This is a genomic window from Rhodoferax saidenbachensis, from assembly GCF_031457975.1.
Taxonomy (GTDB): domain Bacteria; phylum Pseudomonadota; class Gammaproteobacteria; order Burkholderiales; family Burkholderiaceae_C; genus Allorhodoferax; species Allorhodoferax saidenbachensis_A.
Genome location: NZ_JAVDXO010000001.1, coordinates 572,801 through 590,098 on the forward strand (window position 1 = coordinate 572,801; position 17,298 = coordinate 590,098).

Genomic DNA, 17,298 nt, shown 5'->3' on the forward strand with positions numbered 1-17,298 from the left:
CGCCACCATCACAAAAGCACGATGTCGTACTGTTCCTGCGCCATGGCTGCTTCGCTCTGGAGCGACACTGGCTTGCCGATGAACTCGGACAGGCCGGCCAGGTGCTGGCTTTCCTCGTCCAGAAACAGCTCGATGACCTTGGGCGACGCCACCACGCGGAACTCGCGCGGGTTGAACTGGCGGGCCTCGCGCAGGATTTCGCGGAAGATGTCGTAGGCCACGCTGCGCGGGGTCTTGACAATGCCCTTGCCTTCGCAGGTGGGGCATGGCTCGCACAGCATGTGGGCCAGCGATTCGCGCGTGCGCTTGCGCGTCATCTCCACCAAGCCCAGTTGCGAAAAGCCACCGGCCATGGTCTTTACACGGTCACGCGCCAATTGCTTGCGGAATTCTCCGAGCACAGCATCGCGGTGGTCTTCGCGCGCCATGTCGATGAAGTCGACAATGATGATGCCACCCAGGTTGCGCAGGCGCAGCTGCCTTGCAATCGCTTGTGCGGCCTCCAGGTTGGTCTTGAAGATGGTGTCGTCAAAATTGCGCGCGCCGACAAAACCGCCGGTGTTCACATCCACCGTGGTCAACGCCTCGGTCTGGTCCACGATGAGGTAGCCGCCCGACTTCAGCTCCACGCGGCGCGCCAGCGCTTTGGCCACTTCTTCGTCGATAGAGTACAGGTCAAAAATCGGGCGCTCGCCCTTGTAGTGCTGCAGCTTTTCGGCCGCGGCCGGCATGAATTCCGAGCCAAAAGCCTTGAGCGCATCAAACTGCTCGCGCGAATCCACACGGATGGTTTGCGTGCCCTCGCCCACCAGATCGCGTAATACACGCTGCAGCAAGCTCAAGTCCTGGTGCAGCAGGCTTTGTGCGGGCAGGCGCACCGAAGCGTCTTTGATGCGGGCCCATGCCTTGCGCAGATAGGCAATGTCGTCGCCCAGTTCGACATCCGATGCATCTTCGCCATTGGTACGCAGAATGAAGCCGCCGCCCTCCTTGCCCGCCAGCTTCTGCATGCGGTTACGCAGCTCGTCGCGCTGCGCGGTGGGGATTTTTTGCGACACACCGATGTGATCGTCCTGTGGCAAGAACACCAGCAGACGCCCGGCGATACTGATCTGTGTGGAGAGGCGGGCTCCCTTGGTACCAATCGGGTCCTTGATAACCTGCACCATGAGGGACTGGCCCTCAAACACCTGTTTCTCAATGGGGATCTGCGGTTGCGAGGCGCGCGAAGCGCTCAGTGATTCGCCCTCGGCCGGAGGGTGCCATACATCAGCCACATGTAGAAAGGCTGCGCGCTCCAGGCCAATGTCAATAAAGGCCGACTGCATGCCCGGCAGTACCCGCGCCACCTTGCCCAGGTACACATTGCCCACCAGCCCACGCTCCAGCGTGCGCTCCACGTGCAGTTCCTGCACCGCACCGTGTTCGACGATGGCCACCCGCGTTTCTTGCGGCGACCAGTTGATCAGGATGTCTTGTTGCATGCAAAGCCCACTTCGCGCAAGGCCTGCGCAGTTTCGAACAAAGGGAGGCCCATGATGCCAGAGTACGATCCCTCGATGCGCGCAATGAACGCTGCCGCCCGGCCCTGCACGCCATACGCGCCGGCCTTGCCCATGGGCTCGCCGCTGGCTACATAGTCGGCAATCTCGGCGTCGCTCATCTGGGCAAAGGTCACGCGCGATTCGCAGCAGGCCTGAGCCGTCTTGTCACCCCAGCCAATGGCAATGGCGGTGAACACGCGATGCGTCTGGCCCGACAAGGCGCGCAACATGCGCTGGGCGTCGTTTGCGTCTTCAGGTTTGCCCAGAATGGTGCTACCCATCGCCACCGTGGTGTCGGCACACAATATAGGGCGATTTTGGCCTCCGGCCCTCGTCAAACGTGCGCGAGCAGCTATCAATTTGAGAGCGGTCACACGCTGTACATAGGCATCTGGTGCTTCTCCCACCAACACCGCTTCCAGGCTTTCAGCATCTTCGTCGGGCGTTGGCAGCAGCAGTTCGTGCGCCACGCCAATTTGCGTCAGCAGCTCGCGGCGACGAGGGCTTTGGGAGGCCAGATAAATGAAGTCACTCATTGCCGAGCCTCCATTTTCCGTATGGCGTCTTCAAAATCCGGCATAAACCGCATTGTGCTGGAGTGAGACAAGTGCGATTCATCCCTAAAGTTACTGGAACCGTCCTCAACTAAACGGCACTTTTCATGATCACAAAGGTGCTTGAAGGGATCTATGTAAATAACACTTCCAGTTTGCAAGAGTGGTAAGAGTTCGGACATCATTTTTTCACGAATTGCCAATGCAGGTGACTGGGAACTCATAGGGATCACCATTGAATCAATTGCTTGACCTGCACTAATCTGCTGTTTGGACCACCGCTCGGGAACATCAAACCCTGGGGATGGGAGTGCCCCAATTAAAACGACCTTCTTTCCCTGACTTACAAGATCGCGTATTAACGTGAGAAGGGGCGCATTGTCGATGCCTGCCCACCATTTCCCTAATATTACCGTCTTGATCGCAGCATGACTCGAAATATATTGATAAACCTCTTGATTGAATTTTTCACAAGCAGAGTTTATTATCGCATTTGACTCTATTTTTTTAGCTGAACACGCACTTTGTGTTGCAATAATTCCAGCTACATTATTTCTGGTCGCCGCATCTGAAACAGCAGTCAAATATTGATTTGCATGCGAATCACCCCAAAGCGCCAATTCCGGACTTAAAGCACTTGCGACTCCAAATACACAAAACTGCTCCGAGGCATCTTTTGTTGAATCTCCCCGCCTGAAACATTCATCTCTTGGAGTATTAATGAATGTTGCCTCTGCGGCACGCTGAACGTAAATAGGTAGCCTAAACGGCATTCCGTTCACTGCAACATTTGCGAGACCAAAGCTGAATACAGAAAGGGTACCAACCGAGGCTAAAAATACCAAACGCTTACTGGTCCACCATTGACGTTGTTTGCGAATTGGTTGCTCGACAAATCGCCAGCTCAAACTAGCCAGCAACAATGACAACAAGAGCATTCCAAGCCGGTCTACCCAATATGGGGCACGGCCCGACATGGAAAGCATGTTATTTGAAAATACCCAAACTGGCCAATGCCATAAGTACAGAGAATAAGAAATATCTCCAACACGCTGTAATGGCCAAAACCCTAGTAGCTTACGCGTTAAGTCTGTATTTCCAGCAGCAATTAGCATTGCTGCTGCGAGTGTGGGAATCAATGTCCATATTCCGGGCCAAGGTATAGATGCATCGATAAGACAAAAACTACCAATTAAAAAAACAAGACCAGAAATACTAAGAAGATTGCGTGCGGCAGCATTGAGCTTGCGCATGTGGTAAGTGGCAAGCATGACTCCAATAAAAAACTCCCATATACGGCAAGATAAAAGGTAAAACCCTTTACCCGGAGTTACATGATTTATGTACAAAGCCCACACACATCCGACCAGTAGCACTATGCCAGTAATAAGAAAAAGATACCGCTTGGCAAAGCGCTGCATCAATATCAAAAACACAGGGAGAAATATATAAAACTGCCCCTCAACCGCTAATGACCATGTATGCAAGAGCGATTTGGTATGCGCCGCCGCATCAAAATATCCTCGTTCGCCATCAAATGCTATGTTCGAAACGAAAAAAAGCGCGGAAACCGCATGTCTATTTGTATTGATGTAGTCCTTTGGCAGATCAAAAAACCATCCCCATACCAAACAAACAACAACAACAACAAACAGCGCAGGGAAGATTCGCCGCAACCTCGAGCTATAAAAGCTTGCAAATGAAAAGGCATCTCGCTCTGATGCACTCAAGACCTGAGAAGCCATCAAAAAACCAGAGATCACAAAAAAAACATCTACCCCGGTAAAACCTCCGGAAAAACCGGGCACACCAAAGTGATAGGCCATCACCGCCAGAACAGCAAAGGCTCTAAGCGCGTTGATCTCAAAACGAAAATCAGAACTCTGCATTTGAGGCAGAGACACTTGGGAGATTCGGCTCATCGCTCTACGCTTACTCGCGGTGATAAGGATGGTTGGCGTTGACGGACCAGGCGCGGTAGAGCTGTTCAATGAGCAGCACCCGCACCATGGCGTGTGGCAAGGTCAGGTCAGAGAGGCGAATGCGCTCGTGGGCGCCCTGGCGGAATTCCGGGTCCAGCCCATCCGGACCACCGATCACCAGCGCCACATCACCACCGCCCAGCTGCCATTCCCTTAAGCGCTCTGCCAGCGCCGTGGTGCGCAGGCTGGTGCCGCGCTCGTCCAGCGCGACAATGCGTGCGCCTTTGGGGATGGCCTCTTCAATGCGCTTGCGCTCCGCCGCGTACAGCTGCTCCACCGTCTTGGAGCCGCGTGGCTCGGTTTTGATGGCTTTGAGCTCGACCTTGAGCTCATGCGGAAAGCGCTTGGCGTAGTCGTCCCACGCGGTTTGCGCCCAATCGGGAACCCGCTGCCCCACAGCGATGATGACCAGCCGCATCGCCTGCCTCAGGCTTTACGGGGAGCAGCTTTCTTGGCGGGGGCCTTCTTGGCCGCAACGGCCTTGGCAGCCGTTTTCTTGACTTCCGGCTTCACCACCACCGTTTTCACCGGGGCCTTGGGAGTTGCCGCTTTCTTGGCAGGCGCCTTTTTGGCGGGTGTCTTGACACCGGCTGACTTTGCGGCCGCCTTTTTCAGGGCGGCTTTCGATGGGAAGGCCTCTTCCACACCTTTCTTGGCCGCACTGGAGCGGCGCATGCTGGGCTCGCCAACGGCTTTTTTGGCGGGTGCTTTGGCTGCGGGTTTGGCAGCTTCCGCCACCGCGGGCTTGGCTGCGCCCAGCTTCAGGCGCACAGGCTTTTCGCCCCACAGCTCTTCCAGGTGGTAGTACTGGCGGAAGTTGGGTTGGAAAATGTGCACCACGGCCTGCGCGCAGTCCACGATGATCCATTCGCCGTTGGCTTCGCCTTCAATGCGGGGCTTGGGGAAACCGGCTTCACGCACGGCATCGCGCACGCTGGCGGCCAGCGCTTTGGTCTGGCGGTTGCTGGTGCCCGAGGCGATGATGACGCGCTCAAACAGGGATGACAAGTGCTCGGTGTCGAACACCACTATGTCTTGGGCCTTGACGTCTTCCAGGCCGTCCACGATGGCGCGTTGGAGTTTTTGGGTGTTTTTGGCAACGGTGGAAGTAGTCATCAGGTCGGTCAATAAAGGTGGTGTTGGTCAATATAACGCGCAACGGTTTCAAAAACCAGAGGCACCAGGCTTTGGTCCGTGGTGGCGCGGTGTCGGATGTCGGTGGCGCTGGTGTCCACAGGGGGCATGTTCAGGACCGTCAGGCCGGGCACTTGTGCTTTGAGGGCATCAAACTGGCCTTTGGCCCCCGTTGAATCTGCGCGAGCAGCTACACAAATTATAGCAAGTGCGGGCAGCCGCTCCCAACGGCTCCAGCCTGGCAGCGCGTGCGCCTGGTCTTCGCCAATCAGCAGGTACAGCTGCGCACCCGGATTTTCCTGCTGCAATTCCAGCAAAGTGTCCACGGTGTAGGTCGGGCCGGGGCGTGCCAGTTCTCGCCCGTCCACCACCACCTGCGGTAGATCCGCAAAGGCCAGCTCGGCCATGGCCATGCGGTGGGAGGCGTCGCTGAGCGTGCGGCTTTTGTGCCAAGCGTGGCCCGTGGGAATGATGTGCAGAGCATCCAGTTGCAGCTGGGCTATGGCCGTGACCGCCAGCGCGTGGTGCCCCAAGTGTGGCGGGTCAAATGCCCCGCCAAACACGCCAATGCGCCGGAAGGATGCGGCTGCAGGCACGGTCAAACCCAATCCCTCGCCGTCAAAAAGCGCTCGGTCAGCGCTGCCTCGGGCGAACCCGCGGCTGGCACCTGCTGATAGGCCCAGCTCACCAGCGGCGGCATAGACAGCAAGATCGACTCCGTACGCCCGCCCGACTGCAGACCGAAGTGCGTGCCGCGGTCCCACACCAGGTTGAATTCCACATAGCGGCCACGGCGGTACAGCTGAAACGCACGCTCGCGCTCCGTGTAGCGCGTGTCCTTGCGACGCCGGACGATGGGCAAGTAGGCGGTCAAAAACGCCTCCCCCACGGCCTGCAGCATGGCAAAGCTGCGGTCTTGGCCCAATTCGGAGAAATCGTCGAAGAACACACCGCCCACGCCACGCGGCTCGTTACGGTGCTTCAAAAAGAAATACTCGTCGCACCATTTTTTGAAGCGCGGGTACTTGTCGTCGCCAAACGGCGTCAGTGCGTCCCTGCAGGTCTGGTGGAAGTGCACGGCGTCTTCTTCGAAGCCGTAGTACGGCGTCAAGTCCATGCCGCCGCCAAACCAGCACACCTCTTGCCCCTGCGGGTTTTTGGCGGCCAGCATGCGCACATTCATGTGCACCGTGGGCACATAGGGATTGCGCGGGTGGAACACCAGCGACACGCCCATGGCCTCAAAGGGTGCGCCGGCCAGCTCGGGACGGTGCTGCGTGGCACTGGGTGGCAACTTGGGGCCGCGCACATGCGAGAAACCACAACCCGCGCGCTCAAACACCGCGCCACCTTCCAGGATCTGCGTGATGCCACTGCCCTGCAACGGCTCATGGGGCGCTTTTTCCCAGGCATCGGACAGAAAAATGCCGCCATCGATCTCGGCAATGGCCGCAGTAACGCGGCTCTGCAGGCCCATCAGGTACTGTCGCACCTGGGCGGGGGTCGCCTGCACGCTCATCCCTTGATGGCCCGGTAGCCAATGTCCGTGCGGTACTGCATACCATCAAAGCGGATTTCGTTGATGACCTGGTAGGCCCGTTGCTGCGCCTGCTTCACGCTGTCAGCCAGCACTGTCACGCACAACACGCGCCCGCCGGAGGTTTGCAGCACACCGTCCTTGAGGGTGGTGCCGGCGTGGAATACGGCGGCGTCCTCGCTGTCCTTGGGAATGCCGGTAATGGCATCGCCCTTGCGCGGACTCAGAGGGTAGCCGTGTGCGGCCAGCACCACGCCCAGCGCGGTGCGGCGGTCCCACTGCAGCTCGATTTCGTCCAGCTTGCCGTGCGGGCCAGGCTCGGTGGCGGCCATCAACACGTCCACCAGGTCAGTCTTCAGACGCATCATGATGGGCTGGGTTTCGGGGTCCCCCATGCGGCAGTTGAACTCCAGCGTCTTGGGCTGGCCGTTTTTATCGATCATCAAGCCCGCATACAGGAAGCCGCTGAACGGAATGCCGTCGGCCTCCATGCCCTTGACGGTCGGCAAGATGATCTCGCGCATGGCCTTGGCGTGGATGTCAGGTGTAACCACGGGGGCCGGCGAATACGCGCCCATGCCACCGGTGTTGGGGCCCTGGTCGCCGTCTTGCAGGCGTTTGTGGTCCTGGCTGGTGGCCAGGGGCAGCACGTTCTTGCCGTCCACCATGACGATGAAGCTGGCTTCTTCACCTTCGAGGAATTCTTCAATCACCACGCGCGCGCCACCGTCGTTGTGCGCCACGCCCAGCGTGTTGTCCACCAGCATGAAGTCGATCGCCTCATGCGCTTCGGCCACCGTCATGGCCACTACCACGCCCTTGCCGGCTGCCAGGCCGTCGGCCTTGACTACGGTGGGGGCGCCCATCTTGTCCACATAGGCATGGGCCGCCGCGGGGTCGGAGAAAGTGGCGTACTCGGCCGTGGGAATGTTGTGGCGGCGCATGAAGGCCTTGCTGAAGGCCTTGGAGCTTTCCAGCTGGGCCGCGGCCTTTGTCGGGCCGAAGATGCGCAGGCCGTGGGCGCGGAACTCGTCCACTACACCTGCCGCCAGGGGCACTTCGGGGCCCACCACGGTCAGCGTGATCTTGTTTTCCTGTGCCCAAGTACGCAGGGCCACCACGTCGGTGATGGCGATGTTTTCCAGGTGCGGATCGGTGGCCGTGCCACCGTTGCCGGGGGCCACGTAGACCATCTGGATCTTGGGAGACTGGGCCAGTTTCCAGGCCAGAGCATGTTCGCGACCACCGCCGCCAATAACAAGGATATTCATAGTGCAGCGTTGTGGTAAATCTCTTGGGTGTCGTCCAGGTCTTCCAGAACGTCCAGCAGTTTTTGCATGCGTTCGGCGTCGTCGCCGGTGAGCTCAATGGTGTTTTCGGGGCGCATGGTCACGCCGGCCACTTCGGCCGCCAGGCCTGCCGCTTCCAGCGCAGCCTTCACGGCTTCAAAGTCGGCGTAAGCGGTCAACACCTCGATGGCGCCGTCGTCATCGGTGATGACGTCTTCGGCACCTGCCTCCAGGGCCACTTCCATCACCTTGTCTTCGCTGGTGCCAGGCGCGTAAATTAGCTGGCCCACGTGCTTGAACTGGAAGGCCACCGAGCCTTCGGCGCCCATGTTGCCACCGTGCTTGGTGAACGCAAAGCGCACCTCGGCCACCGTGCGCACCTTGTTGTCGGTCATGGTATCGATGAGGATGGCGGCGCCACCAAAGCCGTAGCCTTCGTAACGGATTTCTTCGTAGGTGATGCCGTCCAGCGAGCCAGTCGCCTTGTCCACGTTGTACTTGATGCGGTCCGCGGGCATGTTGGCGGCCTTGGCCTTCTCGATGGCCAGGCGCAGCCGGGGGTTCATGGCAGGGTCTCCACCGCCGGCACGGGCCGCTACCGTGATTTCACGAACGATGCGGGTCCAGATCTTGCCTCGCTTCTCGTCCTGGCGCCCCTTGCGGTGCTGAATATTGGCCCATTTGCTGTGTCCTGCCACGCGAAATCCTTCAAAAATTCGTTACGCTACTCTCTAGATTGTACTTTTTGGGACATCCATGGCTTCCATCCAAGACGAGGGCATCCTGATTGCCCAACACGGCACCGGCAACTCCACCGTCCAGTGCTTTCTGCGGCCCGACAAGGCCAACCGCCATGGACTCATCACCGGCGCCACTGGCACTGGCAAAACCATCACCCTGCAAACCCTGGCCGAAGGCTTTTCCAGCATTGGTGTGCCCGTCTTCATGGCCGATGTGAAAGGCGACCTGACAGGCATCTCCCAAAAAGGTGCGTTGGGCGACAAACTGGCCAAGATCCTCAAGGAGCGCGGCATTGACGAGCCGGCCTTCTCCGCCTTCCCCACCACGCTGTGGGACGTATTCGGCCAACAAGGCCACCCGGTGCGCGCCACCGTGAGCGACCTGGGCCCCCTGCTGCTGGCCCGCATGCTCAACCTCAACGAAACCCAGGCTGGCGTGCTGCAACTCGTCTTCAAGATCGCCGACGACGACGGCCTGCTCCTGCTGGATATGAAAGACCTGCGCGCCATGTGCCAGGACGTGGGCGAGAACGCCAGCCACTACACCACCGAGTACGGCAACATCAGCGCCGCCAGCATTGGCGCCATCCAGCGCGGCCTCATGCAGATCGAGGAACAAGGCGGCGACCAGTTCTTTGGCGAGCCCATGCTCAATATCGAAGACTTCATGCAGACCGACGGCTCCGGCAAGGGCGTGGTCAACATCCTGGCGGCGGACAAACTGATGCAGTCGCCACGCCTGTACGCCACCTTTTTGCTGTGGATGCTGAGCGAACTGTTCGAAGCCCTACCCGAGGTGGGCGATCTGGACAAACCCAAGCTGGTGTTTTTCTTTGACGAGGCCCACCTGCTGTTTGCCGACGCGCCCAAGGTGCTAATCGAGCGTATTGAGCTGGTGGTGCGCCTGGTGCGCTCCAAGGGCGTGGGGGTGTTCTTTGTCACCCAAAACCCGCTGGACATCCCCGACAGCGTGCTGGCCCAGCTGGGCAACCGCGTGCAGCACGCGCTGCGCGCCTTCACCCCGCGCGACCAAAAGGCCGTCAAGAGCGCGGCCGACACCATGCGCGCCAACCCCGGCCTGGACGTGGCCACCGCCATCACCGAACTGGGAGTGGGCGAGGCGCTGGTGAGCCTGATGGACGAAAAAGGCCGCCCTTGCCTGACCGAACGCGTATTTGTGCTGCCCCCGGCCAGCCAGATTGGCCCAATCAAACCCGACCAGCGCAAGACGCTGCTCGCCGAATCCATCGTCGCTGGCGTGTACGAGAAAGCCGTGGACCGCGAGTCTGCGTTCGAGAAGCTCAAAGGCCGCACGCAGGCCAATATGGGCCATGCGGCACCGGTAGAAGACGACTTTCCGGCTGCAGATACTGCTGCGCCACCACGCGCATCCCGGCGGGGATCTACCCCCACGCCAACAGCAACACCCGCGCCCAGCGGCGGAGGCATTCTGGATAGCATTGGCGACATGCTGGGCGGCGGTGCCCGCCGCTCGCGCGCCAGTGTGGGCGAGCAGATGATCAAGAGCGCCGCCAGCTCCATAGGTCGCGAAGTGGGCCGCCAGATCATTCGCGGGGTGCTGGGCAGCATCCTGGGTGGAAGTCGACGATGACGCTAAACCAACGTACTGAAGATAATGCAGAGTTGCCCACGTACGTACGAATGGGCGCGCTGGTTCTTGCTGCAGTCTGTTTGTATATAGCGATAGATATTGGTGTCACCGAGCTTTCAGCCATTGAACACTCTGGCCTCATCTTGGCTGGAGCCTTCTTATTTTTAGGTGCAACTGGCGTATTGTTTTTCTTGCCTTTACGACTTCGAAAAAAATGGCAATTCAAATGGTGGCTAGCGGTACTGGCCCTGGATGCAATTGCAAATTTGGTAAGACTGCTTCGTTAAATCTGTACGCTGGGCTTAAGCAACCGTCACACTTCAACCTACTAATCAATCAACACAAATAATCATGATCACCATCGATCCCGCAGCCCGTGCCAACGTCACGCTGATTGACCACCCGCTGGTGCAGCACAAGCTCACGCTGATGCGCAAAAAGGAAGCCAGCACTAGCAGCTTTCGCCGCCTGCTCAACGAGCTGGCCGGCCTGATGATTTACGAAGTCTGCCGCGACATGCCGCTGCAGGACTTGGAAATCGAGACCCCGCTGGAAAAGACGACCGGCAAGGTCATCGACGGCAAGAAACTGGTGTTTGCCAGCGTGCTGCGGGCCGGCAACGGCATTCTGGACGGTGTCCTATCGGTGGTGCCCGGTGCCCGTGTCGGCCACGTGGGCCTGTACCGCGACCCCAAGACCCTGCAGGCCGTGGAGTACTACTTCAAGATGCCTAGCAACATGGAAGAGCGCGACGTTGTGGTGGTGGACCCCATGCTGGCCACCGGCAACTCCGCCGCCGCCGCCGTGGCGCGCCTGAAGGCCTGCAAGCCCAAATCCATCAAGTTCCTGTGCCTGCTGACCTGCCCCGAAGGCATCAACACCCTGTACAAGGAACACCCCGATGTGCGCGTTTTCACCGCCGCCATTGACCGCGGCCTGAACGACCACGGCTACATCATGCCGGGCTTGGGCGATGCGGGGGACCGGATTTTCGGCACTCAATAAACAGTAAGTTATTGATTTTATTAAATGTTCAATGTATTGTTTGAATATTCAAAAATACATTGAACATGCCTGCCAGCACCCTTTTTCTCGACCAGTCGGAAAGCCAGAAGCGCCAATACATTGACGCAGAAACGGTGTTCCTCGCACTGGTCAAGGCCAAGAAGGCCGCCGCCGAAGTACGTGGCAGCATGCTGTGGCGTGAACTGCGCGGCAAGCGCACGCTGATACGTACCTCCGCCAGCGGTGGCCAGAAATCTCTGGGGCTCCATGGCGATGAGACCCAGGCCATGTACGACAGTTTTGTGGCGCGCAAATCCGCCGCTGAAGCACGCCTCAAAGCCCTCAAGACCCAACTTGCCACCCAGCAGCGCCTGAACCGTGCGATGCGCGTAGGCCGTGTGCCCAATGTGGTGGTTGGAGTTATCAATGCTTTGGAGAACATCGGCTTGCAGGAACACTTTTTGGTGGTCGGTACTCACGCCCTGTATGCCTATGAATCGGCTGCGGGCGTCCGCATCACCGAGGAAGCCATGGCGACGCGCGATTTGGACATGCTGTTTGACACCCGCAAACACATTTCCTTCCTCACCACCATGAAGAAGCTAGACAGCTCCCTGATCGGCGTGTTGCGCAAGGTGGACCCCAGCTTTGAAGTGGTGGAAGATCAGCTCTACACCGCACGCAACCAGGATGGATTTGAGGTCGACATCATTCGCCGCGCCGCTAAGGACGCCGATCCACACCCTCTGCGCATGGACCAGGTGGTGGTGGCCACCTCTGGCGAAATGGCGCTGATGCGCACCATCCACCCGCTGGACTTTGCACGCATCAAGCAAGGCCTTTCCACCCAGCTGGGGCGCGATCCGAACAAGAGCGGTAAAGATGCACTGCAATCCCGCATCGTCACCGAATTGGTAAACGAATATTTGCCACACTTATTGCTTGCCGGCACTGAGGCCAGCACTTCATAAAGAACCACACCATGCTCGACCTGCTCATCCACAACGCCACCCTGCCCGACGGGCGCAAAAATATGTCGGTGGCGGTGCAGGCCGGACGCATTGCGGAGGTGACGGAAGGGCTCATGGCCCCGGCATCCGAGGTGGTGGACGCCGGCGGCCTACTGCTCTCCACGCCCTTTGTGGACGCGCATTTCCACATGGACGCCACGCTGAGCCTGGGCCTGCCGCGCCTCAACGCAAGCGGCACACTGCTGGAAGGCATCGCGCTGTGGGGTGAGCTGAAACCGCACCTCACCTTTGACGCCCTGGTACAGCGCGCCCTGGCCTATTGCGACTGGGCCGTGGCCAACGGCCTGCTGGCCATCCGCAGCCACGTAGACACCAGCGACGCGAGCATGCTGGCCGTGGAAGCGCTGCTGGCCGTCAAGAAGCAAGTGGCGCCCTACATCGACCTGCAATTGGTCGCCTTCCCCCAGGATGGGGTGCTGCGCAGCAAGGGCGGCGTGGACAACCTCAAGAAAGCGCTGAGTCTGGGCGTAGACGTGGTGGGGGGCATTCCGCACTTCGAACGCACCATGGCCGACGGCGCCGCCAGCGTGAAACTGCTGTGCGAACTGGCCGCCGAACAAGGCAAGCTGGTGGACATGCACTGCGACGAGTCCGACGACCCACTCTCGCGCCATATCGAAACCTTGGCCTTTGAAGCCAACCGCCTGGGCCTGCATGGCCGCGTCACGGGCTCGCACCTCACCTCCATGCATAGCATGGACAACTACTACGTCAGCAAGCTGCTGCCGCTGATGGCCGAAGCGCAACTGAGCGTGGTGAGCAACCCGCTCATCAACATCACGCTGCAGGGCCGGCACGACACCTACCCCAAGCGCCGCGGCATGACGCGCGTGCCCGAGATCATGGCCGCTGGCATGACCGTGGCCTTTGGCCAGGACTGCTGCATGGACCCCTGGTACAGCATGGGAAGCGGTGACATGCTCGAAGTGGCCAGCATGGGCCTGCACGTCGCGCAGATGACCAGTCAGGCCGCCATGGCGCAATGCTTTGACGCGGTGACCCAAAACCCCGCGCGCATCCTGCACCTGGAAGGCTATGGGCTGGAAAAAGGCTGCAATGCCGACTTCGTGCTGCTGCAGGCGCAAAACCCGGTAGAGGCGCTGCGCCTCAAGGCCACGCGCCTCAAGGTCTGGCGCCGCGGCGCGCTGGTGGCGCAAACACCGGCCCGCACTGCGACGCTGAGCCTGGCGGGCCGACCTGCCCAAACCTCGTTTTTACATACGAAATAGGCCGCTAGCCCCCGTAGATATTGCGCCAGCAGCTCCTTATTTCATAGCACCAAGGAGTGACGCTTAAGCAGGCTGCCCACGGTAGCCAAGGCAAACTCCATCTCAGGGCCAAAGGGTTGGGCCACGTTCAAGCGCAGACAGTTGCCGTGCTTGCCCATGGCGCTGAAGAGCACGCCGGGCGTAAACGCCACGCCCTGTCCCACCGCCTGGCGCAGCACGGCCAGCGTGTCCACACCTGGCGCGCACTCCACCCACAGCCACCAACCGCCCGCGCTGGTCACCCGGCAGTCCAGTGGAAAGTGCCGCTGCACCGCAGCCAGCACCAGCGGTAAGTTGGCGGCCAGCCGCTCGCGCAACTTGCGCAGATGCGGCGCAAACGCGCCCGACTGCATGTACTGGGCCAGCACCGCCTGCTCAAACAGCGGCGTGACCAGCGATTGGCTGAGCTTGAGCGACGCAATGCGCGCATGGTGGCGCCCGCCCACCACCCAGCCCACGCGGAAGGCCGGCGCCAGGCTTTTGCTGAACGAGCCACAGTAGATCACGCTGCCATGCCGGTCCCAGGCCTTCACCGGTTGCGGGCGCTGGGCCTGGTTGCACAGGTCGCCAAAGGCGTCGTCCTCGATCAGCGTCACCCCAAAACGCTCCACCAGTTTCAGCAGGCGGCGCTTGTGGCTCTCGGGCATGGCGCAGCCCAGCGGATTCTGAAAATTTGGCATGGCCACCACCGCGCGTATGCCGCTGTGGTGCTCCAACGCGTACTCCAGCGCCTCCAGGCTCATGCCCTGCTCTGGCACACAGGGCACCTCCAGCGCTTTGAGGCCCAGGTTCTCCAGCATCTGCAGCAGGCCGAAGTATGCGGGTGACTCCACCACCACGGCGTCTCCGGGCTGCGCCACGGCGCGCAGTGCCACGGCCAGCGCTTCGGTACTGCCGTTGGTAATCAGCAGGCCTTCGGGTTCCACATCCAGGCCCAGAGCGGCCAACCAGGGGATCAACGCGGCCTTGAATTCGGGCAGGCCTGTGCCCGTGGGGTAGGCGCCCAGCGCGCGCGGGTTGCTGCGCAGCACCCGCTGCCCCATGCGGGCCAACGCCTCCACCGGGTACCAGTCGGCCGCAGCGCTCGCCAGGTGCAGACCCATGCGCAGCGGCTGTGCGGTCAACGAATACAGCTCGCTCATGCGCTGCTGCAGCGAGGCGAAATGCTCAAACGCAACGGCCGGAGCGGCAACAGGAGCCGCCACCTTGACACTGGGCCGCGCCGCGCGCTGGGCCCGCCAGTCGGCCACAAAGATGCCGGACTTGGACCGTGCCTGCACCCAGCCCTGGGCCTCCAGGTGGCGGTAGCAGCGCACCATGGTGGAGGCACTGACACCAAACGCCGCAGCCCCCTCGCGCACCGAGGGCAGGCGCTCGCCCGTGGGACGGCGGCCGGCCTGCATGTCCTGCACCAACTGGTCTGCCAGCGCTTGATAACTGTATTGCATTACAAACCTATGAATTTCCAATCTGTATAGCATACAGATATGCGGTTCTGTGTGCCTCTCCAGCGGCCTCTCGCCCTACATTGGAATCATGAATCCTGTACCTGCCCCCTCCTCCCTGACGACCGAAGCCGACGCCCCGCACTGGGCCCGCGCCAAAGATATGTTCCCCGCTGTGCTGGCGGGGCTGATCGCGGTGCTCATCTCCTATGCCGGCCCGCTGCTGGTAGTGCTGCAGGCGGCCCAGATGGCGCACCTGGAGCAGGCGCAGCTGGCGTCCTGGGTGTGGGCCATCTCCTGGGGTGCGGGTGCCTGCAGTGTGTGGATGAGCTGGCGCTACCGCGTACCCGTCATCTGCGCGTGGAACACGCCGGGCGCGGCGTTGCTGGTGACTGCATTGGTCACCGTGCCGTTCAACCAGGCCGTGGGCGCCTACCTGTTTGCCGCCGCAGCCATGCTGCTGGTCGGGGCCACAGGTCTGTTCGAGCGGCTCATGGCCGTCATCCCCAAAAGCCTGTGTGCGGCCATGCTCGCGGGCATTCTGTTGCGCTTTGGGCTGGACGTGTTTGGCGCTGCCCGCAGCGAGGTGCCCGGAACGCCCTGGCTGGTGGGCACCATGTTTGTGGGCTATTTGCTGGTCAAGCGCGTGTCGGCCCGCTACGCGGTGGTGCTCACGCTGCTGCTGGGTGTGGCGCTGTGGCGTACGCTGGGTTGGGGTGAGGCGTCGTCCCCCCTGGCAACCGGTGCCGGCTGGACCTGGAGCCTGACTACACCGGTATGGACCACCCCTGCGTTTTCGCTTAGCAGCATCGTCAGCCTGGGCGTGCCGCTGGCCGTGCTGTGCCTGACCGGCCAACAGGTGCCCGGCATTGCCGTGCTGCGTGCCGCCAACTACCAGGCGCCCACCAGCAAGCTGGTCACCGGCACCGGCTTGGCCAGCCTGTTGATGGCCCCGTTTGGCGCCCACGGCGTCAACCTGGCCGCCATTACGGCCGCCATCTGCACCGGCCCCGAAGCCCACCAGCGCACCGAGCGGCGCTGGGTGGCGGGCGTGGCCTGCGGCGCGTTCTACCTGCTGATTGGCAGTTTTGCGGGCTCACTCACTGGCCTGTTTGCGCACCTGCCTCATGCCATGGTCACCACCGTGGCTGGCCTGGCGCTGCTGGGCGCCATCCAGGGCGGGCTGGTCAACGCGCTGAACCAGCCGCAAGAGGCCGAGGCCGCGCTGGTGACCTTTCTGGTGACTGCGTCCAACGTCACTCTGCTGGGCCTGGGCTCGGCCTGCTGGGGCATCGTGTTGGGGCTGATAACCTATGTGGCGCTGCGCCCGCGGCCTCAACCCTCACATTTTCATACCAAATAGGCCTCTAACCCCCATGAACATTGCGCAAGCAGCTACCAAAGATATAGCAATCACCATCGCCGCGGCGCAAAGCACTTCCGTTCCGCTTGACGTGGCAGCCAATGTGCAGGAGCACCTGCGCTTTGTGGAGGCGGCTGCCGACCATGGCGTGCAGTGGCTGGTGTTCCCCGAACTGTCTCTCACCGGCTACGAACTGGCCGCCATGCCAAGCCTGGTGCTGCACGCCGAGCATGCGCTGCTGGCGCCCCTGCGCGAAGCTGCCCGCCGCACTGGCATGGCCATCACCGTGGGCGCGCCCGTGGACTCGGGCAATGCCCTGCCCGCCATTGGCGCCATCACACTGCGGCCCGATGGGCAGCACAGCGTGTACCGCAAGTTCCATTTGCATGACGGTGAGAAGCAGTTTGCAGCGCCAGGGTTGGAGGCGGTGCATCTGCAAAACGTGGGCGCGGCCAGCATCGCCAGCGCCATCTGCGCGGACACCAACTTTCCATCACACGCGGCTGGCGCGGCGCAAGCCGGTGCGAATGTCTATGTAGCAGGAATACTGACGTCTGAAAATGGCTACGCGGCCGAGGCGCCGCTCTGGGCCAGCTATGCGCGCGACCACCGCATGGTGGTGCTCATCGCCAACCACGGCGGGCCGTCGGGTGGCTATGTGTCGGCGGGGAAGAGCGGGATTTGGGATGCGGAGGGGACGCTGATAACACAAGCGCCAGGAACTGAGGACTGGCTACTGGTTGCCAATGCCATTTAAATGGTGGAGAGTTCAGCGAAAGAGACAAAAATTTAAC

General features: G+C 60.8%; 17 protein-coding genes. 7 read left to right on the top strand and 10 right to left on the bottom strand.

What is annotated here, in order from left to right; all coding sequences use genetic code 11:
* Positions 1-8: 8 nt before the first annotated feature.
* The 9 genes from rng to J2X15_RS02795 are packed head-to-tail and all read right to left on the bottom strand — an operon-like array spanning position 9 to position 8,738.
* Positions 9-1,484, bottom strand: coding sequence for a ribonuclease G (gene rng / locus J2X15_RS02755; RefSeq protein ID WP_310339273.1), 1,476 nt, complete (start codon positions 1,482-1,484; stop codon positions 9-11).
* Entirely contained in the window at positions 1,466-2,080 is a 615-nt protein-coding gene (locus tag J2X15_RS02760; protein WP_310339275.1) for a Maf family protein, read from the bottom strand. Before J2X15_RS02760 ends, rng begins: the two co-directional genes overlap by 19 nt.
* Entirely contained in the window at positions 2,077-4,020 is a 1,944-nt protein-coding gene (locus J2X15_RS02765; protein WP_310339277.1) for an acyltransferase family protein, read from the bottom strand. The genes J2X15_RS02760 and J2X15_RS02765 overlap by 4 nt, the downstream gene beginning before the upstream one ends.
* Positions 4,021-4,030: 10 nt before the next feature.
* Positions 4,031-4,498 carry a 23S rRNA (pseudouridine(1915)-N(3))-methyltransferase RlmH gene (gene rlmH / locus J2X15_RS02770; protein WP_296466387.1) on the bottom strand — a complete coding sequence of 156 codons (468 nt, stop codon included), beginning with the start codon at positions 4,496-4,498 and terminating at the stop codon, positions 4,031-4,033.
* 8 nt (positions 4,499-4,506) lie between these two features.
* Complete coding sequence (gene rsfS / locus J2X15_RS02775) at positions 4,507-5,196, bottom strand: ribosome silencing factor (protein WP_310339283.1); 690 nt, start codon at positions 5,194-5,196, stop codon at positions 4,507-4,509.
* Between the two features lie 8 nt (positions 5,197-5,204).
* Positions 5,205-5,810, bottom strand: coding sequence for a nicotinate (nicotinamide) nucleotide adenylyltransferase (nadD, locus tag J2X15_RS02780; RefSeq protein WP_409034246.1), 606 nt, complete (start codon positions 5,808-5,810; stop codon positions 5,205-5,207).
* A gap of 2 nt (positions 5,811-5,812) precedes the next feature.
* Complete coding sequence (gene hemF / locus J2X15_RS02785) at positions 5,813-6,733, bottom strand: oxygen-dependent coproporphyrinogen oxidase (RefSeq protein WP_310339289.1); 921 nt, start codon at positions 6,731-6,733, stop codon at positions 5,813-5,815.
* A complete protein-coding gene (gene purD / locus J2X15_RS02790) occupies positions 6,730-8,022 on the bottom strand; it encodes a phosphoribosylamine--glycine ligase (protein ID WP_310339292.1) in 1,293 nt (430 codons plus the stop codon). The genes hemF and purD overlap by 4 nt, the downstream gene beginning before the upstream one ends.
* Positions 8,019-8,738 (bottom strand): YebC/PmpR family DNA-binding transcriptional regulator, encoded by a 720-nt coding sequence (locus tag J2X15_RS02795; RefSeq protein ID WP_310339295.1) that lies wholly within the window; start codon positions 8,736-8,738, stop codon positions 8,019-8,021. Before J2X15_RS02795 ends, purD begins: the two co-directional genes overlap by 4 nt.
* Positions 8,739-8,796: 58 nt before the next feature.
* Between J2X15_RS02795 and J2X15_RS02800 the strand changes: the two genes are divergently transcribed.
* From J2X15_RS02800 to J2X15_RS02820, 5 genes are all read left to right on the top strand, one after another.
* Positions 8,797-10,392, top strand: a complete 1,596-nt coding sequence (locus tag J2X15_RS02800) for a helicase HerA-like domain-containing protein (RefSeq protein ID WP_310339298.1) — start codon at positions 8,797-8,799, stop codon at positions 10,390-10,392.
* Entirely contained in the window at positions 10,389-10,679 is a 291-nt protein-coding gene (locus J2X15_RS02805) for a hypothetical protein (protein WP_310339301.1), read from the top strand. Before J2X15_RS02800 ends, J2X15_RS02805 begins: the two co-directional genes overlap by 4 nt.
* A 64-nt stretch (positions 10,680-10,743) precedes the next feature.
* Complete coding sequence (gene upp, locus J2X15_RS02810; RefSeq protein ID WP_310339304.1) at positions 10,744-11,397, top strand: uracil phosphoribosyltransferase; 654 nt, start codon at positions 10,744-10,746, stop codon at positions 11,395-11,397.
* A 65-nt stretch (positions 11,398-11,462) separates the two neighbouring features.
* On the top strand, positions 11,463-12,368 hold the full coding sequence (locus J2X15_RS02815) for a GSU2403 family nucleotidyltransferase fold protein (RefSeq protein WP_310339308.1): 906 nt from the start codon (positions 11,463-11,465) through the stop codon (positions 12,366-12,368).
* Positions 12,369-12,379: 11 nt separating this feature from the next.
* Positions 12,380-13,657 (top strand): amidohydrolase family protein, encoded by a 1,278-nt coding sequence (locus tag J2X15_RS02820; protein ID WP_310339309.1) that lies wholly within the window; start codon positions 12,380-12,382, stop codon positions 13,655-13,657.
* Between the two features lie 41 nt (positions 13,658-13,698).
* On the opposite strand, the gene J2X15_RS02825 is transcribed toward J2X15_RS02820, so the two are convergent.
* On the bottom strand, positions 13,699-15,144 hold the full coding sequence (locus tag J2X15_RS02825; protein ID WP_310339311.1) for an aminotransferase-like domain-containing protein: 1,446 nt from the start codon (positions 15,142-15,144) through the stop codon (positions 13,699-13,701).
* A gap of 88 nt (positions 15,145-15,232) precedes the next feature.
* On the opposite strand from J2X15_RS02825, the gene J2X15_RS02830 reads away from it, so the two are divergent.
* Both J2X15_RS02830 and J2X15_RS02835 read left to right on the top strand, forming a co-directional pair.
* Positions 15,233-16,504 carry a benzoate/H(+) symporter BenE family transporter gene (locus J2X15_RS02830; protein WP_310339313.1) on the top strand — a complete coding sequence of 424 codons (1,272 nt, stop codon included), beginning with the start codon at positions 15,233-15,235 and terminating at the stop codon, positions 16,502-16,504.
* Positions 16,505-16,517: 13 nt separating this feature from the next.
* Positions 16,518-17,261 carry a carbon-nitrogen hydrolase family protein gene (locus J2X15_RS02835; RefSeq protein WP_310339315.1) on the top strand — a complete coding sequence of 248 codons (744 nt, stop codon included), beginning with the start codon at positions 16,518-16,520 and terminating at the stop codon, positions 17,259-17,261.
* The last annotated feature ends 37 nt before the right edge of the window (positions 17,262-17,298 follow it).